This window comes from Solibacillus sp. NPDC093137 (genome assembly GCF_050280445.1).
GTDB classification, from domain to species: domain Bacteria; phylum Bacillota; class Bacilli; order Bacillales_A; family Planococcaceae; genus Solibacillus; species Solibacillus isronensis_B.
Map to the genome: position 1 here is coordinate 78,850 of NZ_JBNNVH010000002.1, position 26,497 is coordinate 105,346.

A 26,497-nucleotide genomic window follows, 5' to 3' on the forward strand; every position below is an offset into this window, starting at 1 on the left:
GATACAAAGCGTCAGTGCAAAACAAATTAATATTAAAATAAGAGGAGGATTTAATATGTTTAACACATTAAAAAAACGTATTAAAAATGAAAAAGGTTTATCTTTAGTTGAACTTTTAGCAGTAATTGTAATCTTAGCTATTGTTGCGGCTATTGCTATTCCGGCAATTGGAAATATTATTAATAATCAGCGTGATAAAGCAATATTAGCCGAGTTATCAAATGCAATTTCTACAGCAAAAATTGCCTATGTTGATGGTAGTTGTGGTGATCAAGGTACATGCTTAGCTACTGATATTGCTTTTAAATCAGATAAGTTTACTTTAACATCAGTATCAAGTTTAAATGCAACGAACTCTACAACTGGACCTACAATTGAATTCACCTTTGCTGGAACTCAAGGTTTTAAAGGTGAAAAATTTAAAGTAACCTCGGGAGTTTCTGAAAAATACTTAAACGATGTTATGCAAAATGGTGTAACAACAACAACACCAACACCAACATCATAATCATCCCCCAAAGAACACCCAACCCAATTGCGTTTGGGTGTTCCATTGAGTGATGATTGCGCCATCAGAATGGCGCTTCTCAAAATAGGCATTACATTAAAGGTTAAAGGGGAGGGTCCCTCTATGTTCAATATGAAAAGAAAATCGCATGTATCCATCGTAATCAGTGATTATGTAATGCGTGCACTCGTATTAAAAGGTGCAACAGTGGATCAGCCCGTTATATACGAAATGCCTTTACCGAAAACTGCGGTTCAGGAAGGGGTTATTCTTGATGAGATGGCGATGTATGAACTCATAAAATCAAATGTCCAAAACTGGGGAGGAAGAAAGCAAAATGTGCGCTTCCTTGTGCCAGGTACATCGATTTTATTAAAAACATTCGAGCATCCTGCTGATATAAGCGGTAAAAACCTGAAAGAATATGTGCAAATGGAAGTTGGTCAGTCGATTCATTTGCCGTTTCAGGAGCCCCTTATTGATGTACACGACCCGATTGAAGGGGACGGGAAGGCTGTACTTTTTGCCGCACCGCCTGATGAAGTCGGAAAGATGATCGGTTTGCTGTTGGACAACCATTTGAATCCGCAAGTAGCCGATATACGAGCTTTATGTAATTTAAGATTGCTTGAACATATCCAGTTTATCGATACGAACCGTACATATATGATAACAGATTGGTCAATCAATGAATTGTCGATTTGCATCTATTCAAACGGAGAAGTAGAGTTTCTGCGATTCCAAACGATTGACACTGACGCGGATAACTGGCAGCAAAATATTGTCGAAAATGATGAAGTAGAATTTAACTATACAGCTGATTTGGATGATTTCCGTGCAGCAACTACTGATCAGGTGCTGGAAATCGACCGTATGATGAACTTCTTTAAATTCTCTCTCCATAAAGGTGAAAGAGAAGTTGATGAAATAGTCGTTATGGGAGATCATCCGTTACTGCAGTCAATTGAGGCACTGTTGAATGAAAATCTGCCGACACCGGTAAGCATTGTCAATGATAAAGTAATCAACGAGCATTTTCCAAACTGCAAAGCAAAGCATGCGACTTTGCTGGGACTTGCTTTAAAGGAGGTTAACGAATGATTCCGGATATTAACCTTCTGCCCAAAATTGAAAAGGGCGCGACGAGTTTTAAGTTAGCCTTTATTTTAGTTGGGATTTTATCGATATTAACAATAGGCTTGCTGGCAATCACTTTTTTTGGTGCGAGAAGCGAAATTGCGAGCGCTATACCTGAACGTGATTCATTATTGCTGACAAGGGACACATTAAACGCCGAAGTCACTTCATCGCAAACAGGAAGTCAAGGTTCATTGGAAGAATCGGTCGCTTTTGTTGAACGTGTTTCATATCCGGTCTCTCCGATTATAATTGAGACAAGAAATTTATTGCCGACGGATACATACTTGCGTTCTTATGCATTTTCTGAGACAGGCGTACAAGTAGCGGTAGATTTCGAAACATTGAATGCTATTTCAACATATGTAAGCCAGCTGGAAAAAAGTCCGTATTTTAATGATGTTCAAGTGGGAACAATCCAAAACTTTGAACTTAATCCAACTGGTGAGGAAATTATTGATACACAGCAATTCACGGAAGTTCCGCGATATAGCGTAGAAATTTTTCTCGTAATCAATCAATTGCACGTAGCTGCTGGAGGTGAAGAGTAATGAATTCCATCTCAAGTAGTAAAAATGGGACACTTCTCATTGTAATTGCATTAGCGATGGCTTTGCTGTTTGCTATGTATTATTACGTTGTTAAACCGAAGCAGGACGAGGAACAGATGATTCGTTCTGAGATTAATAGTCTTCATACAGAAATCGCAGCAATAGAGGAAACACTTGCAACAAATCAGTCACAGCAATCACAAACGAATGAAAATGAATTTGCACTACGCAAAAAAGTGCCGGATAACCGGGAAATTGATGAGCTGATTTTATCGATTGAGGAAATGCAGTATGTAACAGATTCACGCATTCAAAGCATCGATTTTAATAACTATGATGCACTTGTTTCTAGTTCGGGACTACAAGACCCGCTTTCTACACCGGAAACAGAAGAAGGGGCTGTATCTGATTTAACACAGAGTGCTATTGATCAAACGGAGGATACGGAGGCTTCAGAAGAATTGCCCGTTTCCACAATCGCTGTAGAAACATTACCGCCTTCACTGAAGTTAGTTACATTTAACATCAATGTGGCTGCACCAAATGACGTAAACTTGCTGCAGTTCGTTGAAGAAATTGAAAAGAAAGAACGCGTGATGCGAATCGATATAATTGATTTCGCGCTTCCAGGTGAAGAAGACAAATTTACAGAAGAAGCATCGGAAATCGTAACAGCCGACATTCAAGTCACAACTTTCTACTACGAGTAGGTATTTATTCGAATATATAATTGTGTAGAAATTAAAAGTCACTGTCTTTGTTCTAAGTTGTGCATGGTGTCCCCTTTGAAAGTGAGGATTAAAAATGCATTTGAGGATTATAGACTCACGATTGAGGATTAAGTGGCGGCAATTGAGGATTAAGATACCGTTATTGAGGATTAATCTGTATCAAGTGAGGATAATCTACCGCGAACTGAGGATTAAGTTTCTCATGGGGAGCTGAGTTGACACTAGAATGCGTCAGACCCGGAATGGAAATCAACCACTTGATATATAGCAGGTACAAGTAAGGAGCATCTAAAATGGAGATTATGTATACAATATTTGCGGGGATTTTTGGATTGGTATTTGGCTCATTTTATAATGTAGTCGGATTACGGGTACCGAAAAAAGAGTCGATTGTGACACCGCCATCTCACTGTGTCCATTGCAATCGACGTTTAAGCGCTATTGAACTCGTGCCTGTTTTCTCGTACCTATTTCTACGAGGGAAATGCCGGACTTGTGGTGTGAAAGTGTCGCCGATTTACGCATTTACGGAACTGGTAACAGGACTTTTATTTGCGTTTGCTACATGGCAGCTCGGCATCACATGGGAATTGGCAGTAGCTTTACTGTTTATTTCACTATTGGTCATTATAAATGTTTCGGATATCGCGTACATGCTTATTCCGGACAAAATTCTATTGTTTTTCCTGCCGTTTCTAATCATTGGTAGAATTCTTTCGCCGCTTGATCCGTGGTGGGATAGTATAATCGGCGCCGCAATTGGATTCTCAATTTTACTGTTAATCGCCATTATTTCAAAAGGCGGAATGGGTGGCGGGGACATTAAGCTGTTTTTACTGATTGGATTAGTGTTGGGAACGTTCAACACGTTATTAACCTTATTTTTGGCATCGGTGATCGGGATGATTGTCGGTATCGTCATTCTGAAAATCCGAGGGAAAGGGCGCAAAACCCCTGTACCGTTCGGACCATCAATTGCTATTGCTGCAATCATTGTTTACTTTTACGGTGACCAGCTCATCGATATGTATTTAAACCTTCTATAACGTAAAAAAAGGGGTGCCCTGAATTCATTTTCTGGGCATCCCTTTAAATATGTCTTAATAATCTATTATAACTTTCTCAAATGGGTGATTAGTCAGAAGCTCATGTGTTGCAAGTTCCACTACTTTTTCTACAGTATCTCCTAAAACTAATATGCGGTAGTTGCCAAAATCATTATAATAGGCGTCTGCTTCAACATATTGAGTCGTTTCGTTCTGTATATTTCTGCGAATATTTATGACGATTTCATAACCATCCTTTACAAATTGAATTTTTTTCAATAAAAACAACCTCCTCAACAATAGTTTATTACCGGCTGAAAGTAATTGACTAAACTTGTTGGAAGGTTGTGTAGGATCGTTAAAAATTATTCAGCATTTGGATAAATCATCGTTTTTGGATCAACATAACGGTCAAATTCCTCATCAGTTAAAAGACCTGATGCAATAGCAGCTTCTTTTAATGTTGTGCCTTCTTTATGCGCCGTTTTCGCGATTTTCGCCGCATTTTCATAACCGATATACGGGTTTAACGCAGTAACAAGCATTAATGAATTTTTCAGGTTAGCGTCCAGTACTTCCATATTCGGCTCGATACCTACTGCACAATTGTCATTGAATGATTTCATAGAATCGGCCAACAGGCGTGCTGATTGCAGGAAGTTATAGATGATTACTGGCTTGAATACGTTCAACTCGAAATTACCTTGTGAAGCTGCAAAGGCGATTGTTGCGTCATTGCCGACAACTTGAGTCACGACCATTGTCATTGCTTCACTTTGTGTCGGGTTGACTTTCCCTGGCATGATTGATGAACCTGGTTCGTTTTCAGGAATCGTAATTTCACCGATACCAGAGCGCGGACCACTTGCCAGCCAGCGTACATCATTGGCGATTTTCATTAAATCTGCTGCCAATGCCTTTAATGCACCGTGCGCTGTCACGACTTCATCATGGCTTGTCAAAGCATGGAATTTATTTTCCGCAGATGTAAATTCAATGCCTGTTAGTTTGCTGATTTCTGCAGCTGTGCGGGCACCGAATTCCGGATGGGCGTTAATACCTGTACCAACAGCAGTACCGCCAATCGCAAGCTCTTTCATGAACTGCGTGTTCACCATAATCATTTTTTCACATTTTAACAGCATATGGTGCCAGCCGCCAATTTCCTGACCAAGTGTAAGCGGTGTTGCGTCCTGTAAATGGGTACGACCGATTTTAATAATATCGTTAAACGCTATCGCTTTTTCTTTTAATGTCGCCTGTAACAGCTTTAAGCGCGGCATTAGGTAGTTCTCTACGATTTCGACTGCAGCAATATGTAGTGCAGTAGGGAATGTGTCATTTGAGCTTTGTGACTTGTTGACGTCATCGTTAGGATGAACCTTTTCATCCGATCCCGCTGCCGTCAGCTTTTCATTCGCTAAGTGGGCAATTGTCTCGTTCACATTCATATTTGTCTGTGTACCACTGCCTGTTTGCCAGACGACAAGAGGGAAGTGTTCATCCCATTTGCCTGCAAGAATTTCATCGGCTGCTTCTACAATCGCATTTTTCTTCGCATCGGATAACTTGCCTAATTTATTATTGGCAATCGCCGCTGCTTTTTTCAAAATAGTCATGGCACGGATAATTTCAATCGGCATTCTTTCTGTGCCAATTTGGAAGTTTTCTTTGCTTCGCTGTGTTTGTGCACCCCAAATTTTGTCTGCTGGTACACGAATTTCACCTAAAGTGTCTTTTTCAATACGGAATTCCAACTAAATCATCTCCTTTAATATATGTATACCCAATTTTCCATGAAAAAATGGCAAATCGTGTGAGGGGATTTGCCATTCTTCCAGGAGAAAAGATCAATCCAATTAATCTTTTCGAAATATGAGAAAAGTAATTAATGAGTTTCGAATCTGAACTGGGGGGAACAGTATCGAAAAGGTTTTACTAACCTTATAATGATAATGATAATCTTTATCAATTAGGAAGTCAATACTTTTATTAAACAAATTTTTAGAAAATTCGATTTGCTGAATCTCCCAATATGTAAAACAACGCCGAAAGCACCGAACCGAATAGGATACTTTAGACGTTGTTGTTTTTGGTATTCACTTAGGAAGTCATCCCCTTAATTTTGTTAAACTATTTTTACATAAAAATCGCGACCGTTTGTCAGTTCAGGGATTTCTATATTTTTTTCGTTCTTATAATAGTCTGAAATAATATTAGCAAGCCCCGCATAGCCATTTAATAATGTTCCTTGTTTAATTTCTTTCGCGATATTATGGAACTCAAAATAATGAAGTGCATCATCGCTCAGCCCGTATAAAATTCTCTCGATATCTGCAAGGGGAATGTTGATGCCTCTCGTATATCGGCACTCGCGTTTGTAAGTATGGTGTGCGATATTTATTGGTGTCGTTTCATTAATCATCGTCAATTGGTTCATAATGTGGCCTCCTTAAATAGTAAAATATAATTTGTTTAATATATTATACCCCAAAACGAACGGCTGTAATCAGAATATTTACTGAATTTAGACATTTACATAATTTTTACCAATCATCTCCTTGCTGCATTTCCTCAGCCACCACTTGTAAATCATAAGCATTGATCATCAACAGCTCATATTGATCATGCTGCTCCATATACTTCTGGATGAGGCTAAGCACATATTTTGGAGACCCTTCATTTTCTTCATCGTAGACGAGCAATGTCGCATCCGTGTTATCGATAATGAACTTGTCCTTTTCGATAAACTGCCATGGTGCTTCGTAAGGGCGCTTCGTCACGCTTGTCACAAAATCTGCCTTACTTACTATATGCATATAGGTCTCTTGTTTATGCTCATTCCAATTTTTTTCCTGTTCCAAGAAGGGGGTGATAATGGAATATTTGAGTTCTGGATAGTCATTTTTAAGTTCCAGTATAACTTGTGCCGCCCATGTTTCAACACCTTGCTGGCCGCTGATTACTATCCATTCGAGTCCGTCTTCTATTAGGATGCGCAGCTGGTTTTCCAGCGCCTTTTTAATAACCGGGACACCAGGATGCTTGTCATTGAATATTCCTAATTCATGTGGACGGTAGCCCGTAATATAAAGTGATTTCATCATAAGTCTCCTTTGCTTAACCATCAATAAAATAAGGGCACTATGCATAACACAGCGCCCTCTAAATATACTACCTATTCACTAAAAACAGCTTTAATTTGCTCAATTGCCCAATCTAAGTCTTCTTTTGAAATGATGAGCGGTGGGGCGAAGCGGATTACTGTGTCGTGTGTTTCTTTGCAAAGCAATTTGCGTTCTGCCAGTTTTTCGCAGTAGGGGCGAGCAGATTCGTGAAGCTCAACGCCTATGAAAAGACCGCGCCCGCGCACTTCTTTAATGACCGGGTTCTTAATTTCCTGAAGTTGTGCTTTAAAGTAATTGCCAAGCTCCAATGAACGCTCTGTCAGCTTTTCATCTATTAATACATCAATCGCTGCTATCGATACGGCACATGCCAGCGGGTTACCGCCGAAAGTTGAGCCGTGTGAACCTGGATTGAACACACCGAGAATATCGTCATTCGCGACAACTGCTGAAATCGGATAAACACCGCCGCCAAGCGCCTTACCTAAAATGTAGACGTCCGGTCTAATATCTTCCCATTCGCAGGCAAACAGTTTTCCTGTTCGTGATAAACCTGTTTGGATTTCATCTGCAATAAACAGAACATTATTTTCTTTACATAAGTTATATGCTGCTTTTAAGAAGCCTTCAGTCGGGATGATAATGCCTGCCTCTCCCTGAATCGGCTCGACGATAAATGCCGCTGTATTCGGTGTAATAGCTTCCTTCAGTGCATCAATATCACCGTAAGGAACTAATGTGAAACCTTCCAGCATCGGGCCGAAACCGCGCTTATACTCTGCTTCCGAGGATAAAGACACAGCACCCATTGTACGGCCATGGAAATTGCCGTTACAGCCGATAATCTGCGCTTTGTTTGCTTCGATGCCTTTTACTTCATATCCCCAGCGACGGGCTGTTTTAATCGCCGTTTCAACAGCTTCAGCACCTGTATTCATCGGCAGTACCATATTTTTTCCTGTTAGCTTACTAACTTTTTCATACCAAACGCCTAATGTCGCACTATGGAATGCACGTGACGTAAGTGTCACTGCATCTGCCTGATCTTTTAACGCCTGAATAATTTTCGGGTGGCGATGACCTTGGTTTAAGGCAGAATACGCCGAAAGCATATCTAAATAACGGTTGCCTTCAGGGTCTGTCACCCAAGAACCTTCTGCTTTTTCGATTACGATCGGAAGTGGGTGATAGTTGTGCGCCCCGAATTTTTCCGTAGTTGAAATAAGTTGTTCTGATTTTGATTTTGTTGTCATGATGAAATCCTCCTTAAGCAAATTTACTTGTAAAACAGATAAATCTATTGCGAAAGACAGAAAAAATTACATATACGATGCAGGTTTCTTCCAAATTAATGTTAACAGAATACCGAAGAAGATGACAACCGTTGCAAAGTAATATGGGTAGTTAACATCAATATCGAATAACATCCCGCCTAAAATCGGCCCGAATATATTCGCCAAACTTGTAAACATCGAATTCATTCCTCCGACGAAACCTTGCTCATTGCCGGCAATTTTTGATAAATAGCTCGTAACGGCAGGACGGAATAAGTCGAAGCCGATAAAGACGATACATGTTACAAGTAAAATAGCAAAATATGAGCTGACAACAGTCATTAAAAATACAAGAACCCCCGATAAAATTAAGCTGTAGCGAATGAGTTTAATTTCTCCCCATTTTTGTGCAAGCCGGTCAAACAGTACTACTTGCGCAACTGCTCCGAAAATCGCGCCGCCTGTAATAATGATTGCGATATCCACAGGGGTAAACCCGAATTTATGATCGACAAACAGACTGAAGAACGATTCGAATGCCGCGAGTCCGAATGATGCGACAAAAATTAAAATAAATGCAATCAAGTACATCGGTTCTAAAATGCGTTTAAATCCGGATGTTTGTGCCGGTGCATTTTCCGCATGTTCCGTATTGCGTTCCGGTTCACGCAGTAAAATAATCGATAAAATTGCTGCCGTTGTACCGAGCGCCCCTGCAAAATAGAAAGGCACACGTGTACCGAAATCGGCTAAAAATCCGCCGATGCCCGGTCCGATAATGAAACCTGTACTAATTGCCGCGCTCATGTAGCCAAGTGCTTTTGATCGTGTTTCCATTGTTGTAATGTCCGCAATAAAAGCCGTAACAGCAGGCATAATAAACGCTGCACTGATTCCGCCTAAAACACGGGAAATGAAAAGAACTTCTATCGTTTTTCCTAAACCGAATAGAAATTCCGAAATACCGAAAATAAATAATCCGAGGACGATCATAATTTTACGTCCATATTTATCAACCGCTTTACCAGCGAGAGGTGAAACAATCAGTTGTGCAATTGCGAATGCTGCTGTTAAATAGCCGATAACTTGGCCGCTTAATTGCAGTTCATTCATTAGAGTAGGGAGTACCGGGATAACCAAACCGATTCCTAGAAAGGCGATGAACAGGTTTAATAATAGTAACCCTAATGTTATTTTATAGTCTTTCATTGTTATTGCTCCTTATTAAGTTGTAAAAAAATCGTTAATCCGCACTTTCTAACATAAACCCTACAGTAGCTATAGAGTCAATAGAACTGTTTTAAATAATTGTAAAAATTAGTTAAAGCAGCTTAATCTTTAATTCCACGATGAATTGATCTTCTTCGTTTGGAGAATAGTTAAGAGGCATGAAGATTTCATAGACAACCGGAACAACCTGTATATGCTGCTCTTTTATATAATGATAAAGTTTTTGGTATTGGGTTAAATAAGTGTCCCTTTCAAAAATAAACGCAATGCATACGTAGCGTCCTGCAGGTATCGTTTTCACGTCCATATCTGTTGTTAAATGGGTAATATACCTATCTGTAATCAGCGGTGTGAAAACATGGCTGTAATGCAGCTCATCCAGACTGTCGTATTGCTCGTAAGGAAAAATACATCCATAACGATTGCTCAGCAAGCTGTTTTCAACTTCCAATGTTTTAATTAAGGAACTGTAGTACGTATTTGGAATATAGTACGGCGTCAGTTCATTTGTTTTAATCGATAAAATACGGACGGATTCTTCATTTTTGAAATAGACTGTATCCATTACATCGATCGCCAGCTGTTCTTCCATCTGCCTTTTCGTTTTATATAAGGACTGCTGAATTTCGTACATACGGTTCATTTGCTGTTCAATGACACTTTCCTGCTGTTGCAAAAAGGAGAGAAGTTCGGCAGGGGTAAACTGTTGCGCCGCTTTAATTTCCTCCAATGAGACACCGATATATTTCAATGATTTAATAATATCCAAATGATAAAATTGTGAGTCTTTGTAGTAGCGGTAATTTGTTTTAGGATCGACATAGGAAGGTTTGAATAAGCCGATCTGATCGTAGTAGCGTAATGTTTGAATAGAGATATTCGTCAGTTTGGAAACTTCACCGATTGAATAATGTTTTTCTTCCATAGGATGTCCTCCGAAGTACAATGTTATCGGTATCTTAACATTAATGGGGGATAGGGGTAAATTATTTTGGAAAACCGAAAAAATCACATCTCCATAATTTCATGAGATGTGATTGAGGTTCAATATTTTATATCCGCAGCTAGATGAACAGGGCTTTTCCTGCTGTAGAAATACCCGACGAGTAACAGTACAAGCGCGAGTGTAACGGTACCTCCTGCAAACAGCAGGGGGGCTTTAAACGTACGGAAATGAGTTTCCAGACGAGATGCAATGACCGGTCCGATAATTTGTCCAATAGCATAGAACGTAGTCAGTATTGATACGACATAGTTGCTTTGCTTTGGAAACAGTTGTCTGGAATAGGCAGTCGACATCGTTACGAGTCCGACAAACGTAAAACCAAATGACATCGCCGACAATAGTACGCTCCATGCCGATTGTGATAAAACAGGAAGCAGAATGCCGATAATCTGCAAGGAATAGGCGGTAGTCATCATCGAAACAGGTGAAAAACGGGACATGCACTTCATCCAGATCGGTGCTGACGGAATAGCAGCCAGCCCAGCAAGTACCCAACTATATCCGGCATAGGCACGCAATGATTCAATATTATAAATAATGTCGACTAAAAAAGTACCTGTAATAATATAACCTAGTCCTTCCAAGCCGTATGCAATAATCAGCCATGGCATAAACCCGCGCCAAATATTGTTGTCCGCAGACTTTGGTTCCTTTATATGATTCGCAACGCTTAATTGTCGCCATAAAAAGATTGTCGTTGCTAAAAATAGGACAGATAATGCGCCAAGACCAAGCCAGGATCCTTGCCAATTAAAGCTCGCTTCAAAAAATGGTACGAAAAGTCCTGATAACGCGATACCCAATCCGACTCCGCTAAACAAATAGCCGCTCCAGCGGGTTAATAAATTTGCTGCTAAATAATCCATCACGATGCTTGATGTAAGAACAAATATGAAGCCACTCGTTAAGCCGGCGATAAAACGTAACACTATCCAAATTAAATAAGATTCAACCAATCCCATTAAAATGATTGAGAACACATTCAGAAATACATTAATTAATAGGAAGTTCTTTTTTGACTTGTAAACAAAGCCGGCACCTAAAGCTCCGATGAAATATCCGATATAATTGCTTGATGCGAGCCAACCGCCTTGTGCAAACGATAAGTTTTCATCTACACGCATGAACGGTAAAATCGGTGTGAAAGCAAATCGGCTAATCCCCATTGCAACAGCTAAAAATAAAATGCCCCCTAAAATAACACTGAAATGTTGACGGTTCATGAACATCCCCCCTGGAAAAACAACCCTTACAGTAATTGTAACACTCTTAAATTCAAGAGTAATAGAGAAAATACCCGTAAAACTAAGAGAAGAAAGAAAAGAGATGAAGCGAAAGTTGGATACCTTCGTTTCATCTCTATATAATCCCCTTATGAATGAACAGGTTCTCCCTGTTTCCCTTTGTGTTTTGTACTTGCTTCTTCTTTTGCGCGTTGTTTTTTCATTTTGTTGACATTCGAGCGCATTAATAAAGAAATTCCTAATGAAATTGCAATTAAGAAACTGAATAAGTAAAACAATGGTACATAGCTATTTGCAGCTTCATAAACAGTTGATGCGATTAGTGGACCGAAAATACCACCAAGTGACCAAGTTGTTAATAAATATCCGTGAATAACACCAAGTTGTTTCGTACCGAATAAATCACTTGCAAACGCTGGTAAATTCGAGAAACCACCGCCATAACAACTAACTACTAAGAATATGAACAATTGTAATAGAATGGCGTTTGTAGTGAATGGTAGTGTAATAAAGGCAATTAATTGAATCGTGAAGAAAATAACGAATACGTTAGAACGCCCGATATAATCTGATCCAGCTGCCCAAAGTAAGCGACCGCCACCATTAAATAAGCCCATTAATCCAACCATTGCTGCAGCTGCAGCTACAGATAAACCTGCAATTTCCTGCGCCATTGGGGAAGCAACAGAAATTAACATTAAACCAGATGTAACATTAATTAAATGCATTGCCCAAAGCATCCAGAACTGCTTTGTACGTACAGCTTCACGTGCAGACATTTGTGCAATTTCAGTTGTTTTTGCTTTTCCTGATGCAATTGCTTCTTCTACTTCGCCCGGTTTAGGCGGAGCGATATAAAGTGCACCAATCATCATTAATACAAAATAGCTAATACCTAAAATAAAGTAAGTGTTTGAAATACCGAAAGACTCCATTAAGTTTACAGCTACCGGTGCGGTAATTAATGCACCAGACCCGAATCCTAATACTGCCATACCTGTCGCCAGACCTCGACGATTAGGGAACCATTTAACAAGTGTAGATACTGGAGCGATATAACCAATACCCATCCCAAGTCCACTTAACAGTCCGTAAGTTAACCAATATAAAACAACCGAATCCATAGCGATTGCGATCCCTGCGCCACCTTGACCTAAACCAAAGAGTACTGCGGCAACCATCGCTGCTTTTCTCGGTCCTAATTTCTCTACTGTACTACCAAATAGTGCGGCAGCAAAACCTGCTAACCCCATCATAATTGTAAACGCGATTGTAATTTGCGATGCATCCCACCCAAGCTCTTCAGCAATTGGATTTTTATACACGCTATATGCATAAGCTCCACCGATTGAAAGGTGAATAGCGATTGCTGATGCAGCAATTAACCAACGATTCTTTTTCAAAAAATTTCCCCCTCACACGAAAATAAATATCAGTTATACGACATTTCTCTACTTGAAGTAGTTATGTCTAAAGTATGAACGTCCATGTACATTAACTTAACATTAACTTATTATGTTGTGCAAGTAGAATTTCACAAAATATATTATCTCGAAAAAACATATATTTCTCTTTTGGGTAATAAAATTGTACTTAAGGCAATTATTTTTTGATGGTAAAAAAGCGCTTTAACGTTGATAAATCAAGGTTTTGCCGGTGGTGAAGTATTAGTTTAATATAGCAATATGTTGAGGGTAGGATAATATTGTAAACTGTAATAAATTCTATTTAAATAACTAAAAATACTTAGTTGTGCAAGTAATTTCTCTTAAATGTTCGAAACGGATTATTGGAAAATACTTTTGAACTCATAATATAACAGTTACTAATACACATAAAAAACCTCATAAATAGCTTTATGCACTGATAAATCAACGTTTTTGCTAAAGTTTTTAATCTAAATAGACCTGTTTTTATACTTTCCTTATAGAATGGCGAAACTGTTTATAACAGTTAGTTGAATAGGAAATATTTGAAGTTTCGCTGAAGAATTTTGATTGAAAAAGAAAAATATCTAGGAGGAGGTAGAGGGATTTTGTTTCAATAACCTTGAAAAAGCCTATTAAAACAGCCTTTAAATCACACAAAATATGGAACGAATTAAATATGTATAAAAGTATTTGTCCTAAATTAAAATGCAGAAAAACTATTTGACGTGTTGCAATCAGTTCTCTAAAGTCAAATTAGTGATAAGAAAAGAGGCTAGTTTTTATGAAGAAAATTGATCCAAAACAAATATCAGAACGTGAAAATTATAAATTTCTGATAGGTTCCATCATTCCAAGACCAATTGCCTTTGTTACATCGATATCTGAAGATGGGGTTGTGAACGCAGCGCCATTTAGTTTTTTCAATATCGTTTCTTCAAATCCTCCGATGATTTCGGTAAGTATCCAACGGAAAAAAGGGGAGCCAAAAGATACTGCAAGAAATATTCGTGCAAAAGAGCAATTTGTTGTCCATATTGTTGATACTGAAAATGTAGAACAAGTAAATAAAACAGCTGCAAACTTACCACCGGATGAAAGTGAGATAGCAGTTGCAGGTCTGTCATTAGTAAAGAGTGAAAAAATCGATGTTCCGGGTGTAAAGGAAGCGAAAGTCCGACTGGAATGTGTCCTTGAAAAAGCACTGGAACTTGGCGGCGATGATGAAACTGCAGGCTGCGACCTGATCATCGGAAAAGTCGTGTACTATCATATAGAAGAAACTCTGTATGAAGAAGGCCGAATTGATCCGGTAGGACTTGGCGCAATCAGTCGTCTTGCTGGAAATGACTATGCAAAAATCGGTGAGCAATTCACAATTAAACGCCCGCTTTAATAAAAGGAGAACAACGAAGAATGCAAATCAAAACAATTGAATTATTTAATATTGAATTACCATTAATTGAACCGTTTATCGTAAGCTACGGAACATATCCGAACATGCCGTCCATTATTGTAAAGATGACATCACAATGCGGTTTAGTCGGCTGGGGTGAGGCAGTTCCGGATGAACATGTGACAGGTGAAACATTGGAAGGCACTTATGCTGTATTGAAACATACATTGGCACCGGCGATGATCGGGGAAAACCCGATGAATTTTGAAAAGATCCATGCCAAAATGGACGCGCTCATCTATAGTGCGCCAGCTGCCAAAGCGGCAATTGATATCGCATGCTTTGATCTGGCAGGGAAAAAACTTGGAGTACCTGCCTATCAGTTAACAGGCGGGCGTTATTATGAGAAGTTCCCGATTACACATGTGTTAAGCATCGGAACACCTGAAAAGATGGCAAATGAAGCTGCAGAACGTGTAGAAATGGGATACAACTCATTCAAAATGAAAGTCGGACGCGATGTAGCGAGTGATGTTGCCCGCATTAAAGCAGTACGTGAACGTGTCGGGAATGAAATTGCGATTCGTGTTGATGTCAACCAAGGCTGGGTAAACAGTTCAACAACGATGCAAGCAGTTCGCGAGCTGGAACAATTGAATATCGACTGGCTGGAACAACCGGTACGTGCGGATGATATTGATGGCATGGTTGAAATTAAATCGAAAACATCGATTCCTGTCATGATTGATGAAGGTTTACGCGGTGTGCGTGAAATGCGCGAAATTATTGCAAAGCGTGCAGCGGACAAGGTAAATATTAAATTGATGAAATGCGGGGGAATGTATCCTGCAATGAAGCTAGCACATATGGCGGAAATGGCAGGGATTGAATGTCAAATCGGTTCAATGGTCGAGTCTTCGGTCGGTTCGGCGGCAGGTTTCCATGTTGCCTTTTCGAACAAAGTATTTACGAGTGTGGAATTAACAGGACCGTTAAAATTCTCAAAAGATATCGGAAACCTTCAATATAATGTCCCGTATATTCAGTTGAATGAACGTGCAGGTTTAGGTGTCGATGTGGACGAAGCGGTTCTGGCAGAATTAACACGTGACCATAGTGTGGTGCAGTAAATGATTGCGTCAGGATTTTTAGGAAATGAACGATATGAAGTGTATTTATTGGATGAAACACATATTTCGGAATTAATCACTTTGCAGCAGGAAGTAGTCGATGCACTGCCGGACAAAGCTATATTACAGCCGCTCGATAATGAAGAGCTGAGCTTTATTTTAAGCGGGAACGGACTGATGATCGGGGTCTTCATTGAAGGTAAATTAATCGCCTTTCGAGCATTGCTGGAACCAATGATTGATGAAGAACATTTAGGCTATGATATTGGCTTGAAAACAGAGGATGAATTGCGGAAAGTACTGTATCAGGAAATTTCCAATGTTCATCCGGGTTATCGTGGTTATCGTTTGCAGCGTACGATGGCAGACATCATTATGCAGCAAGTGGATGAATCGAAATTTAATACCGTTTGTGCGACGGTCATGCCGGGCAATATCGCAAGTTTAAAGGACAAGTTTTCGCAACATATGCATATTGCAGCATTGAAACTGAAGTATGGCGGGAAACTGCGCTATGTATTTAAGAAATCACTTCCTTATAAGGCGTATGAGTGGACTGAAGAGCAATTTGTCTCAATGGATAATACGGAGGCACAGCAGCAACTTCTAAAATCAGGCTTCATCGGTATATCGATGAGAGCGGATGGGGCAGACTGGTTTATTCAATATGTAAAATAATAAAGGATGTGGCGATAATCAGTTATTCGCCACATCCTTTATCGATTTAATTCCGTCCATGTCGTATGAATACTCCTTTAAATATCATTGTCGTCAAAGCAATCCAGATCGTAACAATCACTGTTATCTTCGTATAGGTAAGATACGTCATTTTCGTCAGATGCAATGTAAGTATAGTTTGGCATGTGTATCAACTCCTTTTTATAATTATAAAATATTCAGAAAATTAAGTAAAGTACTTTTTTAAAGTACATCAACTTAGAAAAGTGGCAAAGAACACCATGAAATCTATATTTATAGGCATTGGTTTCGCTTTCATTTCTATAAAATGACTATTTATATAATTAGTTTTCATACAGGTTTTCATACATAATTGGCTGAGCAACGAAGTTTTAAATTTCTAACATTCTTTGAAACTTTCTGTACTGAAGAATAGTACATATTAAAAAAGAGAGGGTGATTTGATGGAGAAAAAACCGTTCAACGATGCCGATGAGCACTATCAAAAGCATGTCGGTACCCCAACTTCCTATAAGATGAAGCAAATGCCCAAGCCGATTCGATTAATTGGCTATTTTTTCTTCGGTTTCATGGCAATCGCTACTACTTTAATAATCCTATTAATGCTGTTGGACAAAATTCTCTAGTGTAACATAGAGGATTTTTTCTTTTACTTAAATAGTTATAATATTCAACATGAAAGATTAATATACTATATATTAGTCGCGTTTTATATAAATTCTGTATTTTAAAGAATAATTTTCTGCTTTATGATAATATGTTTGTAATTAATTACAGATGGGGTGGGAAGCATGGAGCAACATATTTTTGTCTCGAAACTTATACCTCCGACACCAGTCAATAACTATTTAAGAAGAGCAAAGTTAATGAAAAAGCTTTCGGATTGGCCGCATGCAAAGTGTACCATTTTACATAGTAGCGCAGGTTACGGGAAAACATCGCTTATTAGTCAATTTTTAAACGATCAAAAAACAAAATCCTCCTGGTATCAGATTACGCCGGATGATGACTCAATATTTCCGTTTTTACGTCATTTTATCTATAGTATTCAGCAGCATTTCCCATCGTTCGGCGAAAAATTAAAAGGTTGGGATGAGACGTTAAAGTTTCATAATATGGAAGAGTTACTGCAGCTTTCAAAACAAATCGCCAATGAGCTGCACTATATAAAAGATCCTTTTTTAATTGTACTGGACGATTATCACCATGTGTCGCACGTATTTCCGATCAATTACATTATGAATCAGCTGCTTCAATTTTTACCTGCCAACCTCCATATCATTGTCGCGACGAGGAAAATGCCGGAATGGAGCTGTTTGTTGACGCTTCGTATGAATAATCAGCTGATCGAGTGTTTAGAGCCGGAATTTACTTTTGCGGAAGAAGATGTTCAATATTTATTTGAAGCTTTTTTTGACCGGCAAATAACGGACGAACAAAGCGAATTTATTATGCAAATGACTGAAGGCTGGGCGATGGCGATCATGCTGCTTGGCTATAAAGCGAAATATAGTCAGGAACAGCTCATCGATATCGCGGAAGGTTCGGTCGGGAATTTTTTTGCCTACCTTTCCGCGGAAGTATTCGATAGGCTGGACGAACAACTGCAGCTTCAGCTTTTAAAGCTTGGCATTCATCAAGTGATTTCCCTTGATGTCATTACGGAATTGTACGGGGTGGAATGGATCCAGCAAGTGAAGCCGAAGTTGGATGATCTTGCGTTTATAACACCATTGGCAGGAGGAACAAAATACCGGTTCCATGCACTGTTCCAACAGTTTTTGCAGCAAAGGCTTAGCGAATACTATCCGGATATGCATGAAGAATTCCATAAACAGGCAGCCCGGTATTATGCCAATCATAATTTAGGTGTATTAGCTGTTACCCATGCAACCCAGCTGAAAAATAACCGGTACTATATCGAGTTACTGATGCAATTTGCACCACAGTTTATTGAAGCAGGGCAGTTTGAATTTTTACTGGAACGGCTGAAAGATTTTGCGATTGAAGAAAAACCTTATCAGCTTCTTTATTATGAAGGGGAATGCCAGCGTTACCGTGCGCAATATGAACGGGCAAAAAATGCGTACAATGAATGCTTTATAAAAGCGCAGCTGCAGCAGGACCGGTTGTTTTTAATGCGCTCGCAGTTTGGGCTGGCCAATATTTATTTGGATACTCTTCAGCCGGTTTTTGCGGAACATCATCTGCAGCAGGCTATCAGCTTATTGAACGAAGTAGATGTGAATGATACAGAACGCCATCTTATTAATAGTTTGTATACCGAAAATCTGATTAATTTAGGGAAAGCGGGGGAGGCGCTGCGCTGGAGCCAGTCGCAAAACCTGCAGCTAAGTATTAATAATATCGATGCGCGTCTTTATTTGCGCCACGGTCAGCTGAATAAAGCGAAAGAGTTGCTGAATGCGCGTGTGTCAAAGCCATTCCAGTGGGAAGAAGCACACCGAACGACCGATTTACTGCTCGTTTTGATCGATGTATTAATGGGTGAAAATACGCAAGCCTATAGCCGAATAATAGAAGGCGGAAAAGAAGCGCTCGTTGATATGCCATATACACTTGCGCTGACAAAGTTGCGTAAAGGACTGGCGCTGTTAAATATGGAGATGAAAGATTTTGAACGTGCGAAAGGCTGTTTTGATGAGACGCTTGAGCTCCTCAATCTCATTCATGTAAAACGTATTACTGCCGAGTGTTACATGGGACTTATTTTGTACCACCGCGATAATGTGTTTGAGGCGAAACGCCATGCACAAATCGGACTGAGGGAAACAAATAAAGTGCAGGATTTCTGGATGTCGGCACTGCTGTTGACGGCATTGACGAAAGTGTTGGCAGAAAACAGCCTTTTTGAAGAAGCGATTGATACGGCAAAACAGGCATTATCCTATTATGAACGCAGTGAAGATACGTACGGTCAGATGATATGTTTCTTTTGGCTGGCGTATTGTTTTGCCAAATTAAATGATCAAGAACATGCATTAACATATCATCGTCGCTTTTGGGATTTATGTGTGAATGACTATCCGTTTTTCATGGAGAAGAAAACCCTTTTCGGACCGCGCTATTTAATCGTATTTATCCAACTCGCAAAAGAGCTGCAGCAGGAGACGCTCGTATTTAGTCAGTTAAATTTAAATGCAGCGCCAAGTACGGAGCTATCATTGACATTATTTGGTCCTGTACAAATTTTCCGTGAGAATGAAATGATTCAGGATAAAGAGTGGAAGCGTTTGAAGGCGAAGGAACTGTTTTTGTATTTATATATTCACCGCGAGCAGTTTGTATCACGCCAGCAAATTTGCGATGCGATCTGGCAGCAGGATGAAGAAGCGATGCAACGTGATTTTAAAGTTGTTTTTAATGCGATGTTAAAAACGTTGGAGCCGACAAGATCAGCACGTGAGGAAAGCAATTTTATTAAACGCCATCAGCATTTATATAAATTGGAAGAACGCTGGATTCATAGTGACGTTGCCCACTTTATGTATTATGTGCATCGCGGATTGGAAGAAAAGACCGCCAAGCTTTCAAATGAATGGTTGAAGCTGGCGATGCGGCTTGTGGATGGCCCGTTCTGTTCTGACATGGAACGGGAATGGCTGGAACCTATTCAGGCACAATATAATGAACAAATACTGCTCATTTTAGAGCGTGTCGCCCAAAATTACGTTCGCCTGCAGCAGTTTGAAAAAGTGATTCGGTGGGCAGACCGAATTATTGCTCTTGATGACGGTCATGAAGAGGGCTACCGGTTGCTCATGCTTGCCCATTACTATTTAGGGAACCGCCGGGAAGCAATCAAATATTATGAGCGCTGTGTAGATGTACTGGACGACCAATATAAAATCACACCAATGGAACCGACCGAACGACTGTATGAGCTTGTGTTGAAAATGTAAATAAATTGAGAGCTATGTTGAAGATGCCATTCAACATAGCTTTTTTATTTGGGTCCAGGAGGATCAACGCTGTTTATTAGAAAAATGGAGCGGGTTATTAGAAAAAGTCGGTGGGATATTGAAAGATTGAGAACTGATATTCGAACATCTAGATGTGCTATTAGAACAACCGCAAGAAATATTAGAAATCGCAATTATATTAGAACGAATTAATTTTTATTAGAACAAATCTTTAGCAATTCGCGCTCCTCGATAGTCCCACTCATCCAATGTAACTCATTTGTAACTTCGCGATGTTACATTACGGTTAAGCAGATAGCTATGCTGAAAATTTTGCTAGGAGGGACATTGAATGAAAAAGCGTTTATGGTTAATTTTTGCGGTATTATCGATTTTCTTATTGGTTGCATGTAACAGTGATTCAACAGACAGCGATGATTCATCAACTACAAATTCAGCTGAGCAAGGTGAGAGCGGAACAACGGAAACAGCTGCATCAACTACTCCGATAAAAGTCGGTGTACTTGCATCGTTAACGGGAGCTCTTGAATCATACGGTAAGCAAACGAAAAACGGATTCGAATTAGGTCTTGAATATGCGACGGACGGCACGATGGAAGTGGAAGGCCGTAAAATCGAAATCGTTTGGGAAGATACAGAAACGAAACCCGAAGTAGCCGTTCAAAAGGCAACGAAGCTTTTAGAGGATGACGCGGTTGACTTTTTAGTTGGTTCATCAAGTTCAGGTGACACATTGGCAGTACTTCCACTAGCAGAAGAATACGAGAAAATTATGATTGTAGAACCAGCAGTAGCGGACAGTATTACAGGTTCAGAGTTTAACCCTTACATTTTCAGAACGGCGCGTAACTCTTCACAGGATGCATACGCAGCAGCAGCGGCAATTGCTGGAGAAGGTGTAAAAATTGCAACGTTCGCACCGGATTATTCATTCGGTTGGGATGGTGTATCTGCATTTAAGGCAGCAGCTGAAGGATTAGGTGCTGAACTTGTCCTAGAAGAATATGCAGACCCTGCTGCAACAGACTTTACATCAAACTTGCAAAAAATTATTGATGCGAAACCGGACTTCTTATTCGTAGTATGGGCAGGGGCAAACTCTCCTTGGAACCAGATTGCGGATTTAAAACTGCAAGAAAAAGGGATTAAAATTTCAACTGGTGCACCGGACATTATTGCACTTCAATTTATGGAGCCATTAGTAGGCATGGAAGGATTCTCTGTTTACCACCATACACTACCGAATAATGAAGTGAATGATTGGTTAGTAGAGGAACATAAGGCACGATTCAATGGTGAAGTGCCAGATCTATTTACACCAGGCGGATTTACAGCGGCAGTTGCAATTGTAGAAGCACTGAAACAATCAGGTGGAGATGCGGACGGAAATACGTTAATACCATTAATGGAAGGTATGTCATTTGAAACACCTAAAGGAACGATGACTTTCCGTGAAGAAGACCACCAGGCATTACAGACAATGTACGCAATCCGTCTTGAAAAAGTAGCGGAATTTGATTATCCGGTACCAGTATTACTGCGCGAATTACTTCCAGAAGAAACGGAACCTCCTATTTTAAACTAGTAAATAAGTGAGGCTGTCTAAAAAGTGTTGAACTTTCAAGACAGCCTTTTGTTATAAGGATCACCATGTAAATGAAAAACGAGAGGGTGAGATGATGGAACCGATTTTAAAAACGAACAACTTATCGATTAAATTCGGCGAGCATAAAGCGGTGGACAGCATTAATTTTGAAATGACAGCAAAGCATTTTAAATCCATTATTGGGCCAAACGGTGCGGGAAAAACAACATTCTTCAATTTAATTAGCGGCGAGCTGGAGCCGACTGAAGGGGATGTATTTTTTAAAGGTCAATCGCTTCGAAAAAAGTCATCGGTGGACCGGACGCGATTAGGAATTGGAAGGTCATTTCAAATTACAAATGTGTTCCCAAATTTAACGGTGCTGGAAAATGTACGCCTTGCTGTGCAGTCGAAACGCAAAGTGCGATTCCATATGCTCAATCATTTTTTGAAATATAAAGAGATTACGAATGAAGCGGTTGAGATTTTGGAACAAGTGTTATTAACCGACAAAATGCATCAAGTGGCGAATCAGCTTTCACACGGTGAAAAAAGAAAACTGGAAATCGGAATGTTACTGGCACTTGATACTGAAATTTTACTATTGGATGAGCCGACTGCCGGCATGTCATTGGAAGAAGTACCTGCAATATTGGATGTGATTCGTTCGATTAAGGAGCGCGGCGATAAAACGATTTTATTGATCGAGCACAAAATGGATATGATTATCGACTTGTCCGATTCGATTATGGTGCTGTTCAACGGTGCGTTGTTAGCTGACGGGTCACCTGAGGAAATTATGAACAATGAAACGGTACAACAAGCGTATTTAGGAGGCCTTGCATATGAATAATATTTTAACGCTGGAGCGTGTGGAGACATTTATTTCACAATATCATATTTTGCAAGGCATCAACTTTGAAGCAAAAGCGGGAGAAGTATCGGTTTTACTTGGGCGGAATGGCGCAGGAAAAACGACGACACTTCGAACGATCATGGGTTTAACACCGGCATCGAAAGGGGCAATTCATTTCGACGGGAAAGATATTACAAAAATGACGCCTTATGATATTGCGAATAGTGGTATTGGCTATGTGCCGGAAGATCAAGGCATTTTCGGACAGCTGACAGTAGAGGAAAACATGAAAGTGGCGATCCGAAAAGAAACGGACGTAACGATGCAAAAGCAGGCGTACATTTTAGAGTTATTCCCGGATTTGAAAAAGTTCTGGAAAAAGCAAGGCGGCAATTTATCGGGTGGTCAAAAGCAAATGCTTGCGATGGCAAGGGCTTTTGTCAATGACAGCAAGCTGCTTTTAATCGATGAACCATCCAAAGGTCTTGCGCCAATTGTTATCGAGAAAGTAATGGAAGCTATTAATGAAATGAAAAAGCATACATCGATTGTACTTGTCGAACAGAACTTTATGATGGCGAGTAAAATCGGCGATACATTTACATTGATTGATGACGGGCGGACTGTGCAATCAGGAGAAATGCAAGGCTTAATCGAAGACGAACAGCTTAAGCGTAAATATTTAGGGATCGGATAAGGAGGGGAAACGGATGGAACTAATAATCAGTTTAACGATAAATGGACTAGCGACAGGAATGCTTATTTTCTTACTGGCAGCCGGATTGACGCTTATATTCGGGTTAATGGATGTGCTGAACTTTGCGCATGGCGGACTGTTCGTATGGGGTGCCTATACAGGGGTATTCACCTATTTATGGAGCAACAGTTTTATAGTCGGAATTGTTGTAGCGATTCTCACAGGTCTAGTTCTTGGATTTATTACGGAAAAGCTTATTATTAAGCCGGTTTACGGAAATCACGTACAGCAAATTTTAATTACGCTCGGGTTCATGCTCGTGCTTCAGGAAATGATTAAAGTCGTTTTCGGTCCAAACGGTGTACCTGTTAAAGTTCCTTCTTACTTGGCAGGCAGCTGGCAAATTGGCGATTTAACGATTATTAAATACCGGATTTTTATTATCGTTGTAGGTTTTGCTTTATTTGGTGTTCTGTATTTCATTTTAAACCGGACGAAAATCGGATTGGTTGTTCGGGCTGGTGTTATGAACCGGGAAATGACACAGGCATTAGGTATCAACATTAAGCGCGTATTTTTACTTGTCTTTATGTGCGGTGCAGCATTGGCGGCGTTGGGCGGAATGCTGATGGCTCCGTATTCAGGGGTTGTGTATGCGGAAATGGGAATGGAATATGCGATTTTAGGATTTATCGTTGTAGTCATCGGTGGAATGGGAAGTTTCCAAGGTTCATTGATGGCAGCGATTTTAGTAGGGCTTGCCGGAAGCTTTATGGCGTATTATGTGCCGTTTCTATCCGTTGCGGTCAATATGATTTTAATGGCAAGTGTCCTGATTTTCCGTCCACAAGGCTTATTCACAGTTGCGAAGGGGTGATTCTATGTTAAAACAGCCATTAATTTTATCGAAAACAAATTTAGTATATGCAGTCGTAGTTGGAATCATGGCCGTATTACCGTTTGTACTGGATTCTCGAACGATGACAATTTTATTAACGCAGTTTTGTATTTTTGCAATACTTGCGATGAGTTACGATATTTTACTAGGTTACACGGGTATTATCTCATTCGGTCACGCGATGTTTTTTGGAATTGGTGCGTATACGACAGCGATTATGCTGAGCGATTATGGTCCGTCCATCGGTATTTTTGCTGCTTCGATTGTAGTCGGTATTGTGCTATCCGCCATTATTAGTGTAATAAGCGGCGCATTGACGCTCCGGTTGAAAAGTCACTTTTATGCCATGTTTACATTAGCGATTTCAGGATTGTTCTTAGTGTTGGCGGAAAAATGGCGTACCGTTACGAAAGGGAATGACGGGTTTACTTTCCGAGCACCGGAACTGTTCCGTGAACGACTGTACTTTTACTTTTTAGTGCTCATTTGCCTAGTTGTGATTTTCATTTTACTGAAACGAATTGTTGCATCACCATTCGGGAAAGTCCTTGTTGCAATTCGTGAAAACGAGCAACGTACACGATCGCTCGGGTTTAAAACGCTAGGTTATAAAATCATCGCTTCTGTTATTGCGGGTGCTGTTGCAAGTTTGGCAGGTTCGCTTTACGCGATATCGTTGCGCTTTGTCAATACGAGCGTTCTGACAATGGACATTACACTCGATGCATTGATGATGACGATTATCGGAGGAGTTGGAACGTTAATCGGGCCGATCATCGGGGCAGGTGTCATTGAGTTTGCCCAGCATTATTTATCGGGTCTTGCAAGAGACTATCCTATTTTTGAACGATGGATTATCTTCTTCGGTATTCTGTACATTTTAGCTGTAATATTCTTCCCGCGAGGCATCGTAGGTACAATTTCGATGCGTTACCATGAGTGGAAGATGAAAAAGGGCCAAAAAACAAAGGCATCTGTAAAGCTTCGTGAAAAGGAGATACAGCGATGATCGGAATAACGGGATTAGGAATGTATTTACCTGAAGGAAGAATGACCGGTGCCCAAATTGCGGAAAAAGCAAATATTCCAACGGCTGTAGTTGAGACGAAAATGGGCATTGTTGAAAAAGTGGTTGCCGGTCCAAATGACCATCCGGTTGAAATGAGTGTGAAAGCGGCGAAGGAAGCCATTTCCGAAGCGCAAGTGGATGCAAAAGATATTGATGTCGTAATTTATATCGGGGAAGAGCATAAAGAGTACCCGTTATGGACGGCTGCGATAAAAATTCAGGAAGAAATCGGTGCGGTGAACGCTTGGGCATTTGATGTCCAGCTTCGATGCGGTACGGCAATTATGGCGATGAAAGTAGCAAAAAGCTTAATGCTGGCGGATGATTCCGTCAAGACCGTGCTTTTGGCTGGCGGGTACCGCAACCATGATTTTATCGATTATGAAAATGAGCGGACCCGTTTTATGTTCAATTTAGGTGCAGGTGCAGGTGCGATGATTTTGCAGAAAAATGCGGGCGGACATGAAGTACTGGAGGCATCGCTTATTACAGACGGCTCATTTTCGGAAGATGTCGTTGTTCCAGTAGGGGGCACAAAGGAACCGCTAACGGTTGACCATATTCAGGAAGGTCGCTATATATTGGATGTTCTTGATCCTGAAGGCATGAAGCTTCGTTTGGAGCAGAAATCATTAAGCAATTTTTTAAAGGTAATTCGCCAATCGCTGCAGAAAAGTGGATATAGCGATAATAATTTACATTATGTTGCGATGCTCCATATGAAAAAGTCTGCACATGACTACGTATTAAAAGAGCTCGGTCTCTCAGAAGAGCGTTCTATTTATTTATCGCATTACGGACATATCGGGCAAATCGATCAGATTTTATCTCTTTGCCTCGCGCGTAAGGAAGGGAAACTGCAGGAAGGGCAAATTGTTTCATTAGTGAGTGCAGGCATAGGATACGCATGGGGTGCTATTACAGTAAAGTGGGGGGCTTAA

Annotated in this window: 25 protein-coding genes; 16 read left to right on the forward strand and 9 right to left on the reverse strand. The window is 40.1% G+C overall.

The features are described from left to right. Nucleotides 1-55: 55 nt before the first annotated feature. The 5 genes from ACQKN3_RS12195 (at nucleotide 56) to ACQKN3_RS12215 (ending at nucleotide 3,973) form a co-directional block, all read left to right on the forward strand. The gene (locus ACQKN3_RS12195) at nucleotides 56-508 is read left to right on the forward strand and encodes a prepilin-type N-terminal cleavage/methylation domain-containing protein (protein WP_427711783.1); all 453 of its coding nucleotides are present in this window, start codon (nucleotides 56-58) and stop codon (nucleotides 506-508) included. 123 nt (nucleotides 509-631) lie between these two features. Beyond that, nucleotides 632-1,609, forward strand: a complete 978-nt coding sequence (gene pilM / locus ACQKN3_RS12200) for a type IV pilus biogenesis protein PilM (protein ID WP_427711785.1) — start codon at nucleotides 632-634, stop codon at nucleotides 1,607-1,609. After that, nucleotides 1,606-2,196: a PilN domain-containing protein gene (locus ACQKN3_RS12205; protein ID WP_427711787.1), complete on the forward strand. Its 591-nt coding sequence runs from the start codon at nucleotides 1,606-1,608 to the stop codon at nucleotides 2,194-2,196. Before pilM ends, ACQKN3_RS12205 begins: the two co-directional genes overlap by 4 nt. Continuing rightward, nucleotides 2,196-2,906 (forward strand): potassium transporter, encoded by a 711-nt coding sequence (locus ACQKN3_RS12210; protein ID WP_427711789.1) that lies wholly within the window; start codon nucleotides 2,196-2,198, stop codon nucleotides 2,904-2,906. Before ACQKN3_RS12205 ends, ACQKN3_RS12210 begins: the two co-directional genes overlap by 1 nt. A 314-nt stretch (nucleotides 2,907-3,220) precedes the next feature. Beyond that, nucleotides 3,221-3,973: a prepilin peptidase gene (locus ACQKN3_RS12215; protein ID WP_427711791.1), complete on the forward strand. Its 753-nt coding sequence runs from the start codon at nucleotides 3,221-3,223 to the stop codon at nucleotides 3,971-3,973. A 54-nt stretch (nucleotides 3,974-4,027) separates the two neighbouring features. Here the strand turns inward: ACQKN3_RS12215 and ACQKN3_RS12220 are convergent, their stop codons facing one another. The 9 genes from ACQKN3_RS12220 to ACQKN3_RS12260 all read right to left on the reverse strand — a co-directional run bounded on the left by ACQKN3_RS12220 (nucleotide 4,028) and on the right by ACQKN3_RS12260 (nucleotide 13,258). Beyond that, on the reverse strand, nucleotides 4,028-4,252 hold the full coding sequence (locus ACQKN3_RS12220) for a hypothetical protein (protein ID WP_251690519.1): 225 nt from the start codon (nucleotides 4,250-4,252) through the stop codon (nucleotides 4,028-4,030). A gap of 86 nt (nucleotides 4,253-4,338) precedes the next feature. Continuing rightward, nucleotides 4,339-5,730, reverse strand: coding sequence for a class II fumarate hydratase (gene fumC, locus ACQKN3_RS12225; RefSeq protein WP_427711793.1), 1,392 nt, complete (start codon nucleotides 5,728-5,730; stop codon nucleotides 4,339-4,341). Nucleotides 5,731-6,101: 371 nt separating this feature from the next. Next, nucleotides 6,102-6,413, reverse strand: coding sequence for a hypothetical protein (locus ACQKN3_RS12230; protein WP_079523896.1), 312 nt, complete (start codon nucleotides 6,411-6,413; stop codon nucleotides 6,102-6,104). A gap of 106 nt (nucleotides 6,414-6,519) precedes the next feature. After that, complete coding sequence (locus ACQKN3_RS12235; RefSeq protein ID WP_427711796.1) at nucleotides 6,520-7,080, reverse strand: SLOG family protein; 561 nt, start codon at nucleotides 7,078-7,080, stop codon at nucleotides 6,520-6,522. Between the two features lie 71 nt (nucleotides 7,081-7,151). Beyond that, nucleotides 7,152-8,354 (reverse strand): ornithine--oxo-acid transaminase, encoded by a 1,203-nt coding sequence (locus ACQKN3_RS12240; RefSeq protein WP_427711798.1) that lies wholly within the window; start codon nucleotides 8,352-8,354, stop codon nucleotides 7,152-7,154. A gap of 66 nt (nucleotides 8,355-8,420) precedes the next feature. Then, nucleotides 8,421-9,584, reverse strand: coding sequence for a multidrug efflux MFS transporter NorA (norA, locus tag ACQKN3_RS12245; protein WP_251690524.1), 1,164 nt, complete (start codon nucleotides 9,582-9,584; stop codon nucleotides 8,421-8,423). A 112-nt stretch (nucleotides 9,585-9,696) separates the two neighbouring features. Beyond that, complete coding sequence (locus ACQKN3_RS12250; RefSeq protein ID WP_251690525.1) at nucleotides 9,697-10,530, reverse strand: MerR family transcriptional regulator; 834 nt, start codon at nucleotides 10,528-10,530, stop codon at nucleotides 9,697-9,699. 119 nt (nucleotides 10,531-10,649) lie between these two features. Next, the gene (locus ACQKN3_RS12255) at nucleotides 10,650-11,834 is read right to left on the reverse strand and encodes a YbfB/YjiJ family MFS transporter (protein WP_427711801.1); all 1,185 of its coding nucleotides are present in this window, start codon (nucleotides 11,832-11,834) and stop codon (nucleotides 10,650-10,652) included. Nucleotides 11,835-11,983: 149 nt separating this feature from the next. Continuing rightward, the gene (locus tag ACQKN3_RS12260; protein ID WP_251690527.1) at nucleotides 11,984-13,258 is read right to left on the reverse strand and encodes an L-lactate MFS transporter; all 1,275 of its coding nucleotides are present in this window, start codon (nucleotides 13,256-13,258) and stop codon (nucleotides 11,984-11,986) included. A gap of 808 nt (nucleotides 13,259-14,066) precedes the next feature. Here ACQKN3_RS12260 and ACQKN3_RS12265 point away from each other — a divergent pair. The 11 genes from ACQKN3_RS12265 (at nucleotide 14,067) to ACQKN3_RS12315 (ending at nucleotide 26,497) form a co-directional block, all read left to right on the forward strand. Further along, entirely contained in the window at nucleotides 14,067-14,678 is a 612-nt protein-coding gene (locus tag ACQKN3_RS12265; RefSeq protein ID WP_427711803.1) for a flavin reductase family protein, read from the forward strand. Between the two features lie 20 nt (nucleotides 14,679-14,698). Next, the gene (locus ACQKN3_RS12270) at nucleotides 14,699-15,808 is read left to right on the forward strand and encodes a mandelate racemase/muconate lactonizing enzyme family protein (protein ID WP_427711805.1); all 1,110 of its coding nucleotides are present in this window, start codon (nucleotides 14,699-14,701) and stop codon (nucleotides 15,806-15,808) included. Then, entirely contained in the window at nucleotides 15,809-16,486 is a 678-nt protein-coding gene (locus tag ACQKN3_RS12275; RefSeq protein ID WP_427711807.1) for a GNAT family N-acetyltransferase, read from the forward strand. It begins immediately after the preceding gene. A gap of 464 nt (nucleotides 16,487-16,950) precedes the next feature. After that, nucleotides 16,951-17,133, forward strand: a complete 183-nt coding sequence (locus tag ACQKN3_RS12280) for an amino acid transporter (RefSeq protein ID WP_427711809.1) — start codon at nucleotides 16,951-16,953, stop codon at nucleotides 17,131-17,133. 165 nt (nucleotides 17,134-17,298) lie between these two features. Continuing rightward, entirely contained in the window at nucleotides 17,299-20,430 is a 3,132-nt protein-coding gene (locus ACQKN3_RS12285) for a BTAD domain-containing putative transcriptional regulator (RefSeq protein ID WP_427711811.1), read from the forward strand. Between the two features lie 352 nt (nucleotides 20,431-20,782). Then, nucleotides 20,783-22,036 (forward strand): substrate-binding domain-containing protein, encoded by a 1,254-nt coding sequence (locus tag ACQKN3_RS12290; protein WP_251690533.1) that lies wholly within the window; start codon nucleotides 20,783-20,785, stop codon nucleotides 22,034-22,036. A gap of 94 nt (nucleotides 22,037-22,130) precedes the next feature. Further along, the gene (locus ACQKN3_RS12295; RefSeq protein ID WP_251690534.1) at nucleotides 22,131-22,889 is read left to right on the forward strand and encodes an ABC transporter ATP-binding protein; all 759 of its coding nucleotides are present in this window, start codon (nucleotides 22,131-22,133) and stop codon (nucleotides 22,887-22,889) included. Then, nucleotides 22,882-23,589, forward strand: a complete 708-nt coding sequence (locus ACQKN3_RS12300; RefSeq protein ID WP_427711814.1) for an ABC transporter ATP-binding protein — start codon at nucleotides 22,882-22,884, stop codon at nucleotides 23,587-23,589. The genes ACQKN3_RS12295 and ACQKN3_RS12300 overlap by 8 nt, the downstream gene beginning before the upstream one ends. Nucleotides 23,590-23,602: 13 nt before the next feature. Next, nucleotides 23,603-24,466 carry a branched-chain amino acid ABC transporter permease gene (locus ACQKN3_RS12305; RefSeq protein WP_191701282.1) on the forward strand — a complete coding sequence of 288 codons (864 nt, stop codon included), beginning with the start codon at nucleotides 23,603-23,605 and terminating at the stop codon, nucleotides 24,464-24,466. Nucleotides 24,467-24,470: 4 nt separating this feature from the next. Then, complete coding sequence (locus ACQKN3_RS12310) at nucleotides 24,471-25,496, forward strand: branched-chain amino acid ABC transporter permease (RefSeq protein WP_427711816.1); 1,026 nt, start codon at nucleotides 24,471-24,473, stop codon at nucleotides 25,494-25,496. Further along, nucleotides 25,493-26,497: a 3-oxoacyl-ACP synthase gene (locus ACQKN3_RS12315; RefSeq protein ID WP_427711818.1), complete on the forward strand. Its 1,005-nt coding sequence runs from the start codon at nucleotides 25,493-25,495 to the stop codon at nucleotides 26,495-26,497. Before ACQKN3_RS12310 ends, ACQKN3_RS12315 begins: the two co-directional genes overlap by 4 nt.